This is a genomic window from Aliiroseovarius sp. S1123 (assembly GCF_023015885.1).
Lineage (GTDB): Bacteria > Pseudomonadota > Alphaproteobacteria > Rhodobacterales > Rhodobacteraceae > Aliiroseovarius.
Window position 1 is genome coordinate 305,356 of the sequence record NZ_JALKBE010000001.1, and the last position, 15,149, is coordinate 320,504.

The window sequence follows — 15,149 nt, forward strand, 5'->3', positions numbered from 1 at the left end:
CCATGCAGATTGTACTTGCTCTGATCATCGGTGCGCTCTTCGGCTTCGTCCTTGATCGCATTGGTGCCACCAACCCCACGGTCCTAATCCGTATGCTAAGCCTGCGGTCTCTGGGCCTGATGAAAGCCATCCTGCTCGCCATCGGTGTCGGCTCGATCCTGATGTTTGGCGGCCAGATGGTTGGCCTTGTCGACGTGGGTCATATGTCAGTCAAAACCGCCTATGTGGGTGTGTTTGTCGGAGGCCTGCTGCTGGGTGCTGGATGGGCATTGTCGGGATTCTGCCCCGGAACAGGTGTCTGCGCTGCTGCGACAGGCCGTAAAGATGCGCTGTTTTTCATCCTTGGCGGTCTGCTGGGTGCTGCGGCCTACATGATCACCTATCCGTCGGTGAAAGCGACGGGCATGCTTGACGCCATCGCAGGCGGCAAGGTGACCTTGGGTTCAGTGCCGGGCGCGAAATATGACGGGCTGATGGCTATGCCTGGCGACGTGCTGGGCATCGTTCTGGGCCTTATCTTTGTTGCCGTGGCCTTTGCCGTTCCGGAAGCCCCGGGTGGCGATGCGGTACCAGCACCTGCCGAGTAATCACGACAGAAATCCAATGAAACGGGCCGCCTTGTGCGGCCCTTTCTCTTGCGTGGGCCGCGGGGAATGCCCACATTCGCTCGAAGCGAAATACGAGGTTGCCGTGACAAACCCCCTTTCTTCCTTCGACCGCATTCCTGAACTGGCGCTGGATTGGATTGGCCAAGGCCGACAGGTGGCGATTGCCACGGTCGTATCCACATGGGGCAGTGCGCCGCGCCCGACGGGCAGCCAGATGCTGATTGCCGAAAGCGGCGAGATCGAGGGCTCGGTCTCGGGCGGGTGCGTCGAAGGTGCGGTGGTGATCGAAGCGCAGGAAGCGTTGCGCACGGGCCTGCCGGTTCTGTTGGAGTTTGGGGTGTCCGGCGAAGATGCATTCTCGGCCGGGTTAGCCTGCGGGGGCGAGATAAAGGTGCTGGTCGAACCCGTGGGCGCGGGGATCGGCGCGGGCCACGGTCTGCCGATTGCGATGCTGGAAGAACTGGTGGCCGCCCGGTCGACACGCACGCGTATCGTCTATGAGGTGACGCTGGACGGCTGGGCGCGCAGCTTGCGGGCGCCACGGGACACCGAGGTCGAGATTGGCCTTCACGACGGGCTCTATGTCCATCCGCATGAGCCACCGTTGCGTCTGGTCATCGCCGGGGCCGTTCACGTCGCGCAGGCCTTGATCCCGATGGCGCAGATTGTCGGGTTCGACGTGGCGCTGATCGACCCGCGCGGGGCATTTGCGACCCCGGATCGCTTTCCGGGCGTTACCATCCACGAGGAATATCCCGATGACGTGTTACCCCAGATCGGCATCGACCATCGCACGGCCATCGTGACGCTGGCCCATGACCCCAAAATCGATGACCCGGCGCTTGAGGCGGGGTTCAATTCGGACGCTTTCTATATCGGTGCGCTTGGGTCGCGGCGCACGCAAGGGCAGCGGCTCGAGCGTCTTTCAGCGCGTGGGTATGGTCCTGAAGACCTGCGCCGAATCCACGGTCCGGTTGGGCTGGACATTGGCGCTTTGGGGCCTGCGGAAATCGCGGTCTCGATCATGGCCGAGCTTGTGGCGCGGCATCGTCGTTCACTGAGCTGAGACTGTGGGCGCACCCTGAGTTGTCCTGAATCAAGGTGTATGCGTTAAATTCTGCTAAAGTCTATACGGGTGGAGGACACCCATGAACCGCTGAATCCAGCGTCGCGCGAACGATGAGGAGGACGGATCATGCTGAAATATCTACCAAAAATCACCGCTACGATCGCTTTCGCAAGCGGGCTGATAGCAACCGCCGCGTTTGCTGACACGCCGGGTGAAGAGCAGTACCTAAGCTACTGCGCGTCTTGTCACGGGAGACAGGCTGATGGGAACGGTCCGTTGGGCGACGTTTTGAACATGAGCGTCCCTGACCTGACCACCATTGCTCAAAGAAACGACGGACAGTTTCCCTTCTTGAAGGTTGTCCATATGGTTGATGGTCGTTCCGGTGTGATGGCGCACGGATCGGACATGCCTGTATGGGGTGACCAGTTTTCGATCCATGCCGGAAGCGGGCTGGAACGTGATCTGAGCGCGGTCTACGAGGTGCGTGGACGTATTCTGTCACTTGTCTACTATCTGGAGAGCATCCAGAAATAAGTGCTGTTCGGCCCTGTGCGAGGGGCGCGCAACAAAAAACGCCCTGCGAAAGCAGGGCGTTCTTAAAGCATTGTCCGATAGGATTATTTCGGCAGCGGGCCGATCATCATGACCATCTGGCGGCCTTCCATCTTGGGCATGTTTTCCACTTTGCCCAATTCCTTGATGTCTTCTGCCACACGCAGCAGAAGCTCGCGGCCAAGGTTCTGGTGGGCCATTTCACGGCCACGGAAGCGCAGGGTCACTTTGACCTTGTCGCCCTTTTCCAGGAATTTCACCACGTTGCGCATCTTGACGTCATAGTCATGAGTGTCGGTGTTCGGGCGGAACTTGACCTCTTTGACCTCAATCGTCTTTTGCTTCTTGCGGGCCTCGGATTCGCGTTTTTGCTGTTCGTATTTGAACTTGCCGAAATCCATGATCTTGCAGACAGGGGGATTGGCATTGGGCGAAATCTCGACCAGATCCAGACCTGCCTCTTGCGCCATAGCTAGGCCACGCGCCGGGGGGACAACCCCAACGTTTTCGCCATCGGCGCCAATCAGGCGGATTTCCGGGCCGCGAATGCGATCGTTGATGCGGGGGCCGGTGTCGCGCGTCGGGGGCGCGTTATGAGGTCTGCGGGCTATGGTGCCATTCCTTCTGTCGTTTCGATAAACTATGGACGCGGACGGTAAAGGTGCGCCGCCCTGCTTTCAACCCGATAGTTTGGCTTTTCTAAGCGTTTTGATGCCGAAAGCGCGAAACTCCCCTTGCGCCTTCGCCGTGAAGCACGCACATCCGGTGGTGATGACAGGGTCGATCCTGCGACCCTGCGCAGATAACGAATTGAGGATGTCGACATGAACAAATCCATTATCGCACTTCTGGTTGTAATTGCGGCCGGCTTTGGCGGTTACAAATGGTACGAAGGTAACCAAGCCAAAATCGCGGCTGAAGAAGCTGCTGCGACTGCGGCTGCCGATGCCAAAGCCGCAGAAGAAGCTGCAGCTGCAGAAGCTGCTGCACAGGCCGAAGCAGAAGCCAAGGCCGCTGAAGAAGCCGCCGCCGCCGAAGCAGCCGCCGCTGCAGATGCTGCCGCGGCTGCTGCCGAAGCTGCCGCCGCTGCGGCCACAGAAGCTGCCACCACAGCCGTTGAGGGTGCGATGGAAGCCGTTGGTGAAGCAGTAACGGGTGTTGTTGGCGAAAATTCTGCTGTGACGGAAGCTTTGGGTGCTGCAACCGAAGCCGCAACCGAAGCTGTAGCGGGTGCTGTCGACGACGCTGCCGCAGCTGTGACCGGCGAAACTGCTGAGGCCGCCGCTGAAGCAGCCCCGGTCGAAGAAGCGCCTGCTGAAGAAGCTGCCGCAGAAGACCTGCTGACGACTGAAGGGTTTGATGCAGCTAAGGTTGGCGAGCTGATCGACGGTTCGTCACTGGACGACGCGACCAAGGTCGCTCTGAAATCGGCTGCCGAAGCCGCTGCCAACAACCCGGCCCTGCTTCAGATTGCGCTGGACCAGATCAAAGCTGCGCTGGGCATGTAAGCTCAGGCTTCAGCCGCAAAAAACGATGCCGCGCAGAGCAATCTGCGCGGCTTTTTTTGTGCCGTCAGTCCCCGAAGTTAAAACTGCCGGTGCCCACGGGCTCGATCAGCTGCAGGCCATCATCTTTCATGCCGAACTTCGCCACCTGATGCGTCTGGAAACGCCCTGTCCAATGGGTGCCGAACGCCGCGCGGATCTCGTCATCTGGGGCAGAGTGGTCCATCCACTGCGCCGCTTCCTCGGCCGAGAGCAGCACCGGCATGCGCGGGTGCAGGTCGTGGATCTCGGGCAGGGCGGGGCGTGTCAGGATGGTGCAGGTCTCGCGTCCATCGGCCAATGTGCTGCGTAGTCCGGCAAACAGCGTCACCGGATCATTCTGCTGCAGAGATATATAGTTGGGCTGCCGGTCCGACTTCGGCCCGCTCCATTCATAGTACCCCAGCGCGGGGATCACGCAGCGCGCGTGGCGCCAAGCCTCGCGAAAGGTGGGTTTTTCGTGCGCGGTTTCGATCTTGGCGTTGAAGGTGGTCGCCTTCCAATCCTCGGCCGGTCCCTTGAACCAATGCGGTACCAGCCACCAGCGCGCGGTCGAGGCGATCAGGTTTTCCCCCTGCGGGAACAGGATATTCACCTGCTGGGTGGGCTTTACATTATATCCGGTCGCTGCGGGTGGCGCGTCGCTGGCGATCACGACAGAGCGACTGGGATAGATGAACCCTTCAATAATGGCCGCCATCTGGGCCTGCGTCATCTCGCCTGCGATCAGTCTTCCACACATATGGAAAGCTTGCCCGCATTTGGGCGGGCTGTCTATGGCGCGTGGCCCAAACAGAAACGGGACCGCAGACGGCCCCGTTTCGTTTCTTGCTGTTGATGAGATCTTAGGCTGCGAGCGCCTGAATGGCTTGCTCGGCATTGGCAAGACCCGCTTCGCCCGCAGCACCCACGAAGGACACGTCCGTCAGGCCCATGAAGCCCAGAACATGGGTCAGATAGGGCGAGGCGAATTCATAGGGCGCACCAACCGGGGTGCCACCCGAAGCGCTGACCACGATCACGCGCTTGCCCTCTAACAGGCCAACCGGGCCGTTTTCAGTATAATGGAAGGTCACGCCAACACGGGCCAGCTGGTCGATCCACGCTTTCAAGGTCGAGGGGACCGAGAAGTTGTAGACCGGCATCGAGATCACGATCAGGTCGGCGGCCTGAACTTCGGCCACGATGTCGTCCGACAGAGCAAGGGCGGCTTTGTCTGCGTCGCTGCGTGCTTCGGGTGGGGTGAAGGTCGCGCGGGTGAAGTCTGCGTCAATATGCGGAATGCCCTCGCCCAGGTTGCGGGTGGTGACGGTGGCGTCCGCGTAACGGGCCACAACGTCATCTGCCAGTTTGCGCGAAAGCGAAGTGTCGGTGCGGGTCGAGCTGTCGATACGAAGGATATGCATTGGATGTCTCCGGGGTTGCGTTTCTGTTGAGGGGAATGTGTGATCTTGCATTTCCAAACACAATCTGAGTAAATCAACACGATGTGTGTGAAAATGCACATATCGAGGCGCAGGAGGCCCGCATGGACCATTGGGATGAAATCCGCACCGCTTATCACGTCGCACGCGCTGGTACCGTCAGTGGGGCGGCGGACAGTCTGGGCATTCACCACGCGACAGTGATCCGCCATGTAGATTCGCTTGAGGCGCGCATGGGTGTGAAATTGTTCCAGCGCCATGCGCGGGGTTATACCCCGACCGAAGCCGGAGCAGATCTGGCGCGCATCGCCTCGATGACCGAGGAGCAGTTTGCGCAATTGGGAACTCGGTTGAAGGGGCAGGGCGAGGACGTCACGGGTGAGGTTGTTGTCACCGCTCTTGCGTCCTTTTCTCCGCGGCTCACCCCAGTATTGGCAGCGTTCCAGCACGCGCACCCCAATACGCTGATCCGTCTGCGCACGGGCTTGCGTCTGTTCCGTCTGGAATACGGCGAAGCCCATGTGGCGATCCGCGCAGGCCAAGCCCCGCAAGAGCCCGATAACGTCGCGCAGCGGTTTCTGCACCTGGACCTCGCGCTCTATGCGTCTGCGAACTATGTCGAGCGTTATGGCTTGCCGACCGAGGACACGTTGGATCAGCACAGATTTGTCGGCGGGGATGACATCGGGCGCGCGCCCTTTGCGCGTTGGATGGCGCAGAACATCCCTGACGAGAACATCACCTTCCGTGTCACAGATGATGTGTCAATGCAGCAGGCGCTGCGATCGGGCGCTGGTGTTGGATTTTCGGTGCGCGGCGAATATCCGGAGCTGATCGAGGTTATGCCTCCTCAGCCGGAGTGGCGGTCAGATTTCTGGCTGGTGACGCATGTTGACCTTCATCGCACCGCCAAGGTGCAGGCCGTATTGTCTTGGCTAAAAGACGCGGCGAAAACATGGGCCGACACGGATCCAGCAGTCAGCTTGCCTGACTAAACGCTGTCGTCGCGCAGTTCTACTTCCAAAAACCGTTCGAACGCATCCAGATTGACCGGCTCGAACTGGCCAAACCCTTGCATCCAGACTGACGCCTCGCGCAGGGCGCTGGGGTCCAGTTTGCACCATTTCACCCGGCCCCGCTTTTCCTGCGCGATCAAACCCGCACGCGACAGGATGGTCAGGTGTTTCGAGATCGCCGGCAGCGACATCTCGAACGGTTCGGCCACATCGGTGACCGCCATGTCATCTTCCAGAAGCATGGTCAGGATGGCGCGGCGTGTCGGGTCGGACAGGGCGGCAAAGACAAGGTCAAGGCGGGTTTCCATGTCTATTGGCCTAGGACGCGTCAGCGCAATCGTCAACCAATCGGTTAAATAAACGCTTTTGGCCGGAATCTTGTGGTTGGGGGCGCCCTTGGGGTCGTGGAGAATCGAGGTTGAGAATAAAGTTCAACTATTTCAGCCACTTAAAGTCTTGCGTGTTGGCGCTAAACGTCGTTGACTCATAGCCTCGCACCCCTTAGCACTCCCCCTAACCGTCACCGGAGGAATTTTCGTGCCCGACACCCCCGATACCGAGCGCTTAAAAGAGCTCGAAGCCCGCATCCAAGCGGCGAAAGGGGAAGAGGACGAAAAGAAAACCGGAGACGAGGCCTATAACCAGGCATCGTTCGCTTGGCAGATGGTCATAGAGCTTACAGTCGGTCTGGTGATCGGCTTTGGCATCGGATTTGGGCTGGACAGTCTCTTTGGGACCAAGCCGATATTCATGGTGCTGTTCATATTGTTGGGCTTCGCGGCAGGCATGAAAGTCATGCTGGGAACTGCGGCCCAGATGCAGAAGAAAGCAGAAGATGCGTCTAAGGCGCAGGCTTCTGACAAGAAAGAGGGATAGGAACGTGGCTGAACAAGGCGCAAAACAGGGTGCAGGCCCGATCATCAAGATTGCATTCTTTGCCGTTCTGGCGGTGGTTCTGCTGTCGGGCGTGCTGTTCTCGCCTGCACATCCTGGTCTGGCCATCCACCCGATGGATCAGTTCGAAATTAAGCCGCTGTTCGGTGACGGCAAACTGGGTATGTTCACGGTGACCAACCAGACCCTGTGGATGGTTCTGGCGATTATCGGCGTCGTTCTGATGCTGGTTGTTGGCTCGAGTGGCCGCGCAATCGTGCCGAACCGCAGCCAGTCGGTTGCCGAAATGGCGTATGGCTTTGTCTACAAGATGGTCGAGGACGTGGCCGGCAAGGACGCCGTGAAATACTTCCCCGGCATCATGACCCTGTTCATGTTCATCCTGTTCGCCAACTTCCTTGGTCTGATCCCGACCTCGTTCACCGCCACCAGCCACATCGCTGTGACCGCTGTGCTGGCCATGATCGTGTTCGTCTTCGTGACCGTGCTGGGCTTCGTCAAAAACGGCGCAGGCTTCCTGGGTCTGTTCTGGGTGTCGTCGGCTCCGCTGGCGCTGCGCCCGATCCTGGCCGTTATCGAACTGATCTCGTACTTCGTGCGCCCCGTCAGCCACTCCATTCGTTTGGCTGGTAACGTGATGGCTGGCCACGCAGTTATCAAAGTATTCGCCGGCTTCGCTGCTGCCCTGGGCATGTTCAGCTTCCTGCCGATCCTGGCCATCTCGGCCGTCTACGCACTGGAAGTGCTCGTTGCCTTTATCCAGGCCTACGTGTTCACCATCCTGACCTGCGTATACCTGAAAGACGCTCTGCATCCGTCGCACTAAGACGGTTGCAGCCCGCTAACCAATCCTAATTCAAGCATTCCAACGTAAGGAGAAATCACAATGGAAGGCAATATCGCTCAAATGGGTCAATTCATCGGTGCAGGTCTGGCAGCTATCGGTTCGGGTGCCGCCGCTATCGGTGTTGGCCACGTTGCTGGTAACTTCCTGGCCGGTGCTCTGCGCAACCCGTCGGCTGCTGCCGCTCAGACCGCGACCCTGTTCATCGGTATCGCATTTGCAGAAGCCCTGGGCATCTTCTCGTTCCTGGTCGCTCTGCTGCTGATGTTTGCTGTCTAAGACCTGAACCATCCTTACGCCGGGGCGAGGCGTCAGCGTTTCGCCCCAAGTAACTCGGTTCCAGAGGACTTAAGACATGGCAAGTAACACACAAAGCACAGAAGCAGCACACGGTGGCGCAGAAGCCGCTGGCATGCCGCAACTGGACTTCTCGACCTTCGGGAACCAGATTTTCTGGCTCGTGGTGACGCTGGTCGTGATCTACTTTGTTCTGACCAAGATTGCTCTGCCCCGTATCGAGGCTGTGCTGTCTGAACGTCAGGGCACGATCACAAATGATCTGGCTGCTGCCGAAGAGCTGAAGCAGAAGGCTGTCGAAGCCGAAGAAGCTTACAACAAAGCCCTGGCTGACGCCCGTGCAGAAGCAAACAAGATTGTTGCTGAAGCCCGCGCTGAAATTCAGGCTGATCTGGATGCAGCTGCTGCTAAAGCAGATGCCGAGATCTCGGCCAAAGCTGCCGAAAGCGAAGCCGCGATCGCTGAGATCCGCGCCGGAGCCGTCGAAAGCGTCAAGGCCGTCTCTAAGGATGCCGCTAAGGAAATCCTAAGCTCGATGGGCTATAAGGCGGATGCCAAGTCGGTAACTGCGGCTGTAACCGCACGGATGAAAGGGTAAACTGATGAAAAAACTCGCAGTTCTCCCCTTCGTTCTGGCTGCAAGCCCGGCATTCGCCGCAGGTGACGCTGGCTGGACCGATCTGTCCAACACCAACATGGTTGTCACCCTGGCATTCCTGTTGTTCGTGACCTTCCTTGGTTACATGGGCGTGCACAAAATGTTGGGCGGTCAGCTCGACAAACGTGCCGAGGGCATCAAGTCGGAACTCGACGAAGCCCGTGCCCTGCGCGAAGAAGCCCAGACCATTCTGGCGTCTTACGAGCGTAAGCAAAAGGAAGTGGCTGAGCAGGCCGAGCGCATTGTTGCGCATGCCAAGGAAGAAGCAGCTAACGCTGCGGCTCAGGCTAAAGAAGATCTGAAAGCTTCGATCGCACGCCGTCTGGCTGCTGCTGAAGACCAGATCGCTTCGGCTGAAGCGGCTGCCGTGAAAGAGGTGCGCGACAGCGCAGTTCAGGTTGCAGTAGGTGCTGCCCGCGACATGATCGCCAAACAGATGACCGCAACCGACGGCAACAAGCTGATCGACGAGGCCATCAAGGACGTGGAAGCCAAGCTGCACTAAGCAGACTTGTTCCAACGACTTTCGAGAGACCCGGCCCTTTGGCCGGGTTTTTCATTTGAGGGTGGTATTATCGCTGCATCTCATAGTCCAGCCGCTGCTGTGCGACCTCTTCATTTCGCTCGGTGCGCCGCAGGTCGGTATAGGCCTGTGCGACAAAGTCCATATGCGCTTCGATTGCGGTGCGTGCCGCCTTGGGATCGCGGGTTTGTAGGGCATCGTTGATGGCGCGGTGTTGCTCCAGCAGGTCCATCCGCGTGTTGGTGATCTGCACGACGACCTGCCGATTGTACAGAATGCCCTGTTTCAGCAGGTCATACATGGCCCGCATCATATGGACCATCAGCACATTGTGGCTGGCCTCGATGATCGCCATGTGGAAATCGCTGTCCAGATCGGCGCCTTGCCCTTCGGGCGCCTTTTCCATTTTCAGGAAAATCTCGTTGATGACGGCCAGATCGGTGTCTGACCCGAACTGCGCAGCGCGCTCAGCGGCAAGCCCCTCCATGTCACGGCGGAAGGTGATATAGTCATAGACTGCTTCATCATGGCGCGCGAAAAGATTGGTAAGGGCAGGGGGGAAAGAGCTGTCCAGATCGTTCGAGATGAAGATCCCCGCCCCGGCCCGCCGCGCCAATAGGCCTGATGCCTCAAGTTCTGCCAACGCATCGCGCAAGGACGGGCGCGAAACGCCAAGGCGGTCCGCCAGATCCCGTTCCGAGGGAAGGCGTTCTCCGGGACGTAGCACGCCACGCAAAATCAGAAGCTCGATTTGTTCGACCACAGATTTTGACAGTTTGCTTGCGGCGATTTTTTGAAAGGGCATGGGCGTCTCGTATGAATTGGTCAGAATATATGACCACATCCGAGCGTTAGCCTCAAATAAAAAAGTCGGGCACGTGGCCCGACTTTTCCGTAGCACTTAAGATACTGGTACCAAGCTTACGTCTGCGTGGGGCGGATGACGATTTCGACCCGACGGTTTTGCTGGCGGCCATAGGCATCCAGGTTCGACGCAATAGGCTGGTCTTCGCCATAGCCGATGGTTTGGATGCGCCAGCTTGGCACGCCATTTGCTGACAGCACCGATGCCACAGCCGCAGCACGGTTGCGCGACAGCGACAGGTTATAGTCTGCGCTGCCCACGTTGTCGGTGTGGCCCCGTACCTCGACGACCGAGTTCGGATATTGCATCAGGTTGCGGGACAGGGCGGCCAAGTCACCGCGCAGGCCTTGGCTGATCTGAGTGCTGTTGGTGGCGAACAGGATGTCCTGTGGCATTGTCACGATCAGCTCGCTGCCGGTGTTGACGATCTTCACGTCGTCATTGTCGATGGCCTGACGCAGATCACCTGCCTGCTTGTCCAGCTGTTGACCAATCGCGCCACCAAGAACGCCGCCAATGACAGCGCCGACAGCGGCTTTGCCAAGCTTGCCATCCCCTTTGCGGGTCGCGCCAAACAGGCCGCCTGCGATTGCGCCAATGGCGGCGCCGTTCTGGGTGCGTGGCCCCATGTTCGATGTTGGGCTTTGCGTCGGTGATGTACAGGCGCTGGTGGCAAGTCCGGCGATCAGGCCGAACGAGAGAATCATATGTCTTGGTTGCATACTGCGGTCCTCGATTAGTTTTCTTGTTCTCCATACAGAAAAGGGCCCTGATATCGAATAACAAGGCCCTGTTATGGGGAAACTCGGCGGAAAACAGACGCTTACCCAGCCGCTATCCTGTGCGCTCTTGCTCCAACTTGGCGCTTTCCCACGCCAAGAGCGCGCGTTTGACCGGAAGCCCCCAGTGATAGCCCCCAAGCGCCCCGGATTTCCGAAGGGCACGGTGGCAGGGGATCAGCCAGCTGACCGGATTGCGCCCGACTGCAGTGCCCACAGCGCGCACGGCGCGGGGCTGGCCGATCTTATCGGCGATCTGCCCATAGGTGGTGACATGACCCGAGGGGATCGACAGAAGAGCCTCCCACACCTTGATCTGCAGGGGCGAGCCGATCAGGTGAAGCGGTGTCTTTCCGTCCGCGCCAAGTTCGGTGTCATAGGCTGCCAGAACCCACGGTCGCAGGAACATAGGGTCTTCGATGAACGTGGCATTCGGCCAGCGTGAAATCAGATCTTCGAAGGTTGCTTCGACGCCGGTTTCATCTGCAAAGCCGATGCCGCAGATGCCGCGTTCGGTACCCATCACCAGAGACGCCCCAAACGGGCTATCGAACCAGCCCCAATGGATCGTCAGACCCGCGCCCTTCTTGGCAAACTCGCCAGGACTCATCGCCTCCCACCGTAGGAAAAGATCATGCAGGCGTCCCTGACCCGAAAGGCCCACCGACTGCGCGGTTTCCAAGGTCGAGAACCGCTCGGCCAGCAATGTTTTGGCATGGCCCAGCGTCAGAAACTGCTGATAGCGCTTGGGCGACACTCCAACCCAGCGCGAGAACACCCGCTGAAAATGCGCGGGCGACATATCCATCTTCGCGGCCAAGGCGTCCAAAGACAGAGTTTCGCCGCCTGCTGCGTCGATTTCCTCGATCGCGCGGCGGATCACGTTGTAATGATAGCTGTCTTCAGTCGATGTCATCTGTGGCCTCTTGCGTCTATGTCACGAGCTTGCCTTTTCTGGATTGGCAAGGCGACCCGGAAATTGCGCATTGAACGTGGCTCGCGTAAGACGATCTGCGGAAATGGATGGACGCGATGGCAAAACAACTCGGATATCATCAGATCCGCGAGATCTTTGAGCGCTTCAAGGAACAGGAAGCCGAGCCCAAGGGCGAGCTGGAGCATGTGAACGTCTTCACGCTGGTCGTGGCGGTGGCGCTGTCGGCACAGGCAACGGATGCGGGCGTGAACAAGGCCACGCGGGCGTTGTTCAAAGTCGCGGACACGCCGCAGAAGATGCTGGATCTGGGTCTTGAGGGGCTGACCGAACATATCAAGACGATCGGGCTTTTCCGTCAGAAGGCCAAGAACGTGATGAAACTGAGCCAGATCTTGGTGGACGAATATGGCGGCGAGGTACCCAATTCGCGCGCAGCCCTTCAGTCGCTGCCGGGTGTGGGGCGCAAGACCGCCAATGTCGTTCTGAACATGTGGTGGGGCGTGCCGGCGCAGGCCGTAGACACCCATATATTCCGCGTTGGCAACCGGACGGGTATCTGCCCGGGTAAGAACGTGGATGTGGTCGAGCGCGCCATCGAAGACAACATCCCCGCCGACTTTCAACACCATGCCCATCACTGGCTGATCCTGCATGGGCGTTATACCTGCAAGGCCCGCAAACCGATGTGCGGAAACTGCATCATTCGGGACCTCTGTCCCTTCGAGGAAAAGAACTTATGACGAAAAAGTACAAGGTTGTCGGGATTGGCAACGCGGTTGTGGATGTCATCACCACCGCCGATGACAGCTTTCTGGAACTGATGGGCATTGAAAAAGGCATCATGCAGTTGGTTGAGAAAGAGCGGGCCGAGGTGCTGTATGCCGCGATGCAGGATCGCAAGCAGGCGGCCGGTGGATCGGTTGCGAACACGATCGCCGGGATTGGCAATCTGGGTCTGACGACTGGGTTTGTCGGCCGCGTGCACGAGGATGCCCTTGGGCATTTCTATGCCGACGCGATGGAGATGGACGGCACCCGCTTTGTGAACCCACCCGTGCCGGGCGGCGAGCTGCCGACCTCGCGCTCGATGATTTTTGTCTCGCCCGATGGCGAACGCTCGATGAACACCTATCTGGGCATCTCGGCCGAGCTGGGTCCGGACGACGTGGATCCCAAGGTCGCGGCCGACGCCGAGATCGTGTTTCTGGAAGGCTATCTTTTCGACAAGGACAAAGGGAAAGACGCGTTCATCGCCATGGCTCGTGCCTGTCGCGCGGGCGGCGGTAAGGCTGGCATCGCGATTTCCGACCCGTTCTGCGTCGAACGTCACCGCACCGACTTCCTGATTCTGATCGAGCACGAGCTGGACTATGTGATTGGCAACGAGGAAGAGCTGAAAGCACTGTTCCAAACCGATGATCTGGAAGAGGCAATGGCGAAAACGGCCGCGATCTGCCCGTTGGTCGCCTGTACACGCTCGGGCGACGGGGTATCGATCCTGGCGGGCGGCGAGCGTGTCGACGTGCCGGTTGAGCGCATCGTCCCGGTGGACGCCACCGGGGCAGGCGACGGCTTTGCTGCAGGCTTCCTGTACGGTCTGGCCACCGGCGCCGATCTGCGCACCTGTGGCGAGATGGGCTGTACTGTGGCGGGCGAGGTGATCCGCCATATCGGGCCGCGCGCAGACCGCAATCTGCCAGCGTTGTTCCGCGAAAAAGGGCTGATCTAAGCCAACAAATGAAAAAGCCCGGATCAAGCGATCCGGGCTTTCTTTTATTCGGTGTCCACGACCTCGTAATCATGGGTGACGTTGGCCAAGGCCGCCATTATCGCCGAGGCCGAACAGTATTTGTCCACCGACAGCGAAATCGCGCGTTCCACCTTGTCTGCGCTGACCCCACGGCCTTTGACGATGAAGTGCAGGTGGATCTTGGTGAAGACCTTTGGGTCGGTCTCGGCCCGCTCGGCGTCGACTTCAACGTCAACATCTTCAATGCGCTGACGTTGCTTTTGCAGGATCGACACAACATCATAGGCAGAACAGCCCGCGGTTCCGATCAAGAGCAGCTCCATCGGGCTGGGACCGGGCGTTCCTGCGCCGTCATGGCCGGTACCCAGAACAATGTTGTGGCCTGTGCCAGAGGTGCCAATAAAGGTACGGGCCTCGGCCCATTTTACGCGCGCTTTCATGTGGTGTCCTTCGCAGTCAGAAGGGGATCAGTCGCCCAGTTTGGCGTGGACCTCGTCCAGATCAATCTCGCCAATGGGCATTTTGTTCCCAGGATTTTCGAAGTCGTACTTAAACAACTCGAAGTCCTGTTTGAAGATCTCATAGACAAGATGCATGGATAGATCGTCAAAATAGTCTTCGACCGGGTGGGCGCGCTTGGGGCCGTGACCCTCGCTTTCGTTGAAACGCGGGATCTGGGCAAGGTCGACGGCGTGCGGCGTCTCGATCGCGTCCAGCACGGATTGCATCCCGTCGTTAAACTTTTCGGTCCAGAAGATGTTGTCGTAGCGCCCGCCATTGACGATGAAGGTCGAGACATGACCCGACATCGCTGACCAATGGATGTCCGGGTCCATCGGTTTGCGCCAGCGGATGGTGTCGCGGGCAAACAGAAGAAAACGGCGGAAGCTTTGGATCTGGTCAAATTCAAACCCGGTTTCGGGGTCCCCGACCTCGATCCCGTATTTCTGGATCAGAAGTGGCACCAGATTGCCGCGATAGCGACGACCATTGCGTTGGATGCCACAGATCTTGTCAAAGAAGCTGGACAGGATCCGTGTGTAAGGATTGCGCACACAGGTGAAGGCATAGCTTTGGTGTTCGCGCACATTGGCTGCGATCTTCGGCTGAGAATAGTCCTGCGCCCACTTGTGCATCCGGTCTTTGCTGTCGTGAATGTCGCCATCAAAAAACTCGCCATGATCCGAATAGAACATGATTTGTCCGATGGTCGAACAGGCACATTTGGGAACCACGCGATAGACTACGCTTTCGCTTTCGGTCATCCAGATGCCGGGAAACCCCATAAAATACCTCGTCTTCTAATTACTTGGTCTGCGCAGATAGTTTGTTTGTGAACAGATTGCGGAAAAAAGTAAAGAATCTCTGTTTTTCTGATAGATGTTC

21 protein-coding genes are annotated in these 15,149 nt (G+C 58.6%); 12 read left to right on the forward strand and 9 right to left on the reverse strand.

The genetic code is table 11. The features are described from left to right. Nucleotides 1-2: 2 nt before the first annotated feature. From MWU53_RS01440 to MWU53_RS01450, 3 genes are all read left to right on the forward strand, one after another. Nucleotides 3-587: a DUF6691 family protein gene (locus tag MWU53_RS01440; RefSeq protein ID WP_247089647.1), complete on the forward strand. Its 585-nt coding sequence runs from the start codon at nucleotides 3-5 to the stop codon at nucleotides 585-587. Between the two features lie 103 nt (nucleotides 588-690). Next, the gene (locus MWU53_RS01445; protein WP_247089649.1) at nucleotides 691-1,674 is read left to right on the forward strand and encodes an XdhC/CoxI family protein; all 984 of its coding nucleotides are present in this window, start codon (nucleotides 691-693) and stop codon (nucleotides 1,672-1,674) included. Between the two features lie 129 nt (nucleotides 1,675-1,803). Then, complete coding sequence (locus MWU53_RS01450) at nucleotides 1,804-2,214, forward strand: cytochrome c (protein ID WP_247089651.1); 411 nt, start codon at nucleotides 1,804-1,806, stop codon at nucleotides 2,212-2,214. Between the two features lie 83 nt (nucleotides 2,215-2,297). On the opposite strand, the gene infC is transcribed toward MWU53_RS01450, so the two are convergent. Further along, nucleotides 2,298-2,843 carry a translation initiation factor IF-3 gene (gene infC, locus MWU53_RS01455; protein WP_247090498.1) on the reverse strand — a complete coding sequence of 182 codons (546 nt, stop codon included), beginning with the start codon at nucleotides 2,841-2,843 and terminating at the stop codon, nucleotides 2,298-2,300. Nucleotides 2,844-3,056: 213 nt separating this feature from the next. On the opposite strand from infC, the gene MWU53_RS01460 reads away from it, so the two are divergent. Next, entirely contained in the window at nucleotides 3,057-3,740 is a 684-nt protein-coding gene (locus tag MWU53_RS01460) for a hypothetical protein (RefSeq protein ID WP_247089653.1), read from the forward strand. Between the two features lie 64 nt (nucleotides 3,741-3,804). Here MWU53_RS01460 and MWU53_RS01465 read toward each other — a convergent pair whose 3' ends face one another. Further along, entirely contained in the window at nucleotides 3,805-4,518 is a 714-nt protein-coding gene (locus MWU53_RS01465; protein WP_247089655.1) for an SOS response-associated peptidase, read from the reverse strand. Nucleotides 4,519-4,621: 103 nt separating this feature from the next. Next, entirely contained in the window at nucleotides 4,622-5,182 is a 561-nt protein-coding gene (locus MWU53_RS01470) for an NAD(P)H-dependent oxidoreductase (RefSeq protein WP_247089657.1), read from the reverse strand. Nucleotides 5,183-5,304: 122 nt separating this feature from the next. Here MWU53_RS01470 and MWU53_RS01475 point away from each other — a divergent pair, with 122 nt between their 5' ends. After that, on the forward strand, nucleotides 5,305-6,195 hold the full coding sequence (locus tag MWU53_RS01475; protein WP_247089659.1) for a LysR family transcriptional regulator: 891 nt from the start codon (nucleotides 5,305-5,307) through the stop codon (nucleotides 6,193-6,195). On the opposite strand, the gene MWU53_RS01480 is transcribed toward MWU53_RS01475, so the two are convergent. Continuing rightward, nucleotides 6,192-6,524, reverse strand: coding sequence for a metalloregulator ArsR/SmtB family transcription factor (locus tag MWU53_RS01480; RefSeq protein WP_108855719.1), 333 nt, complete (start codon nucleotides 6,522-6,524; stop codon nucleotides 6,192-6,194). The two genes, MWU53_RS01475 and MWU53_RS01480, sit on opposite strands and share 4 nt — an antisense overlap. Before the next feature lie 229 nt (nucleotides 6,525-6,753). Between MWU53_RS01480 and MWU53_RS01485 the strand changes: the two genes are divergently transcribed. The 5 genes from MWU53_RS01485 (at nucleotide 6,754) to MWU53_RS01505 (ending at nucleotide 9,414) form a co-directional block, all read left to right on the forward strand. Further along, nucleotides 6,754-7,092, forward strand: coding sequence for an AtpZ/AtpI family protein (locus tag MWU53_RS01485; protein ID WP_247089661.1), 339 nt, complete (start codon nucleotides 6,754-6,756; stop codon nucleotides 7,090-7,092). A 40-nt stretch (nucleotides 7,093-7,132) separates the two neighbouring features. Beyond that, nucleotides 7,133-7,936 (forward strand): F0F1 ATP synthase subunit A, encoded by an 804-nt coding sequence (locus tag MWU53_RS01490; protein WP_247090500.1) that lies wholly within the window; start codon nucleotides 7,133-7,135, stop codon nucleotides 7,934-7,936. A 60-nt stretch (nucleotides 7,937-7,996) separates the two neighbouring features. Continuing rightward, nucleotides 7,997-8,233, forward strand: coding sequence for a F0F1 ATP synthase subunit C (locus tag MWU53_RS01495; protein WP_055188564.1), 237 nt, complete (start codon nucleotides 7,997-7,999; stop codon nucleotides 8,231-8,233). 76 nt (nucleotides 8,234-8,309) lie between these two features. After that, nucleotides 8,310-8,849: a F0F1 ATP synthase subunit B' gene (locus tag MWU53_RS01500; RefSeq protein ID WP_247089663.1), complete on the forward strand. Its 540-nt coding sequence runs from the start codon at nucleotides 8,310-8,312 to the stop codon at nucleotides 8,847-8,849. 4 nt (nucleotides 8,850-8,853) lie between these two features. Further along, nucleotides 8,854-9,414 (forward strand): F0F1 ATP synthase subunit B, encoded by a 561-nt coding sequence (locus tag MWU53_RS01505; RefSeq protein ID WP_247089665.1) that lies wholly within the window; start codon nucleotides 8,854-8,856, stop codon nucleotides 9,412-9,414. A 67-nt stretch (nucleotides 9,415-9,481) separates the two neighbouring features. Here the strand turns inward: MWU53_RS01505 and MWU53_RS01510 are convergent, their stop codons facing one another. The 3 genes from MWU53_RS01510 to MWU53_RS01520 form a co-directional block, all read right to left on the reverse strand. After that, complete coding sequence (locus tag MWU53_RS01510; RefSeq protein WP_247089667.1) at nucleotides 9,482-10,237, reverse strand: FCD domain-containing protein; 756 nt, start codon at nucleotides 10,235-10,237, stop codon at nucleotides 9,482-9,484. A gap of 116 nt (nucleotides 10,238-10,353) precedes the next feature. Further along, nucleotides 10,354-11,019: an OmpA family protein gene (locus MWU53_RS01515; protein ID WP_247089669.1), complete on the reverse strand. Its 666-nt coding sequence runs from the start codon at nucleotides 11,017-11,019 to the stop codon at nucleotides 10,354-10,356. Between the two features lie 112 nt (nucleotides 11,020-11,131). Next, nucleotides 11,132-11,992, reverse strand: coding sequence for a bifunctional helix-turn-helix domain-containing protein/methylated-DNA--[protein]-cysteine S-methyltransferase (locus MWU53_RS01520; RefSeq protein ID WP_247089671.1), 861 nt, complete (start codon nucleotides 11,990-11,992; stop codon nucleotides 11,132-11,134). A 116-nt stretch (nucleotides 11,993-12,108) separates the two neighbouring features. Here MWU53_RS01520 and nth point away from each other — a divergent pair, with 116 nt between their 5' ends. After that, nucleotides 12,109-12,753, forward strand: a complete 645-nt coding sequence (gene nth / locus MWU53_RS01525) for an endonuclease III (RefSeq protein ID WP_247089673.1) — start codon at nucleotides 12,109-12,111, stop codon at nucleotides 12,751-12,753. Then, nucleotides 12,750-13,742 carry an adenosine kinase gene (locus MWU53_RS01530; RefSeq protein WP_247089675.1) on the forward strand — a complete coding sequence of 331 codons (993 nt, stop codon included), beginning with the start codon at nucleotides 12,750-12,752 and terminating at the stop codon, nucleotides 13,740-13,742. Before nth ends, MWU53_RS01530 begins: the two co-directional genes overlap by 4 nt. 44 nt (nucleotides 13,743-13,786) lie before the next feature. Here MWU53_RS01530 and MWU53_RS01535 read toward each other — a convergent pair whose 3' ends face one another. Further along, nucleotides 13,787-14,203: an OsmC family protein gene (locus MWU53_RS01535; protein WP_247089677.1), complete on the reverse strand. Its 417-nt coding sequence runs from the start codon at nucleotides 14,201-14,203 to the stop codon at nucleotides 13,787-13,789. A 27-nt stretch (nucleotides 14,204-14,230) separates the two neighbouring features. Then, complete coding sequence (locus tag MWU53_RS01540; protein WP_247089679.1) at nucleotides 14,231-15,049, reverse strand: sulfotransferase family protein; 819 nt, start codon at nucleotides 15,047-15,049, stop codon at nucleotides 14,231-14,233. Nucleotides 15,050-15,149 lie beyond the last annotated feature (100 nt).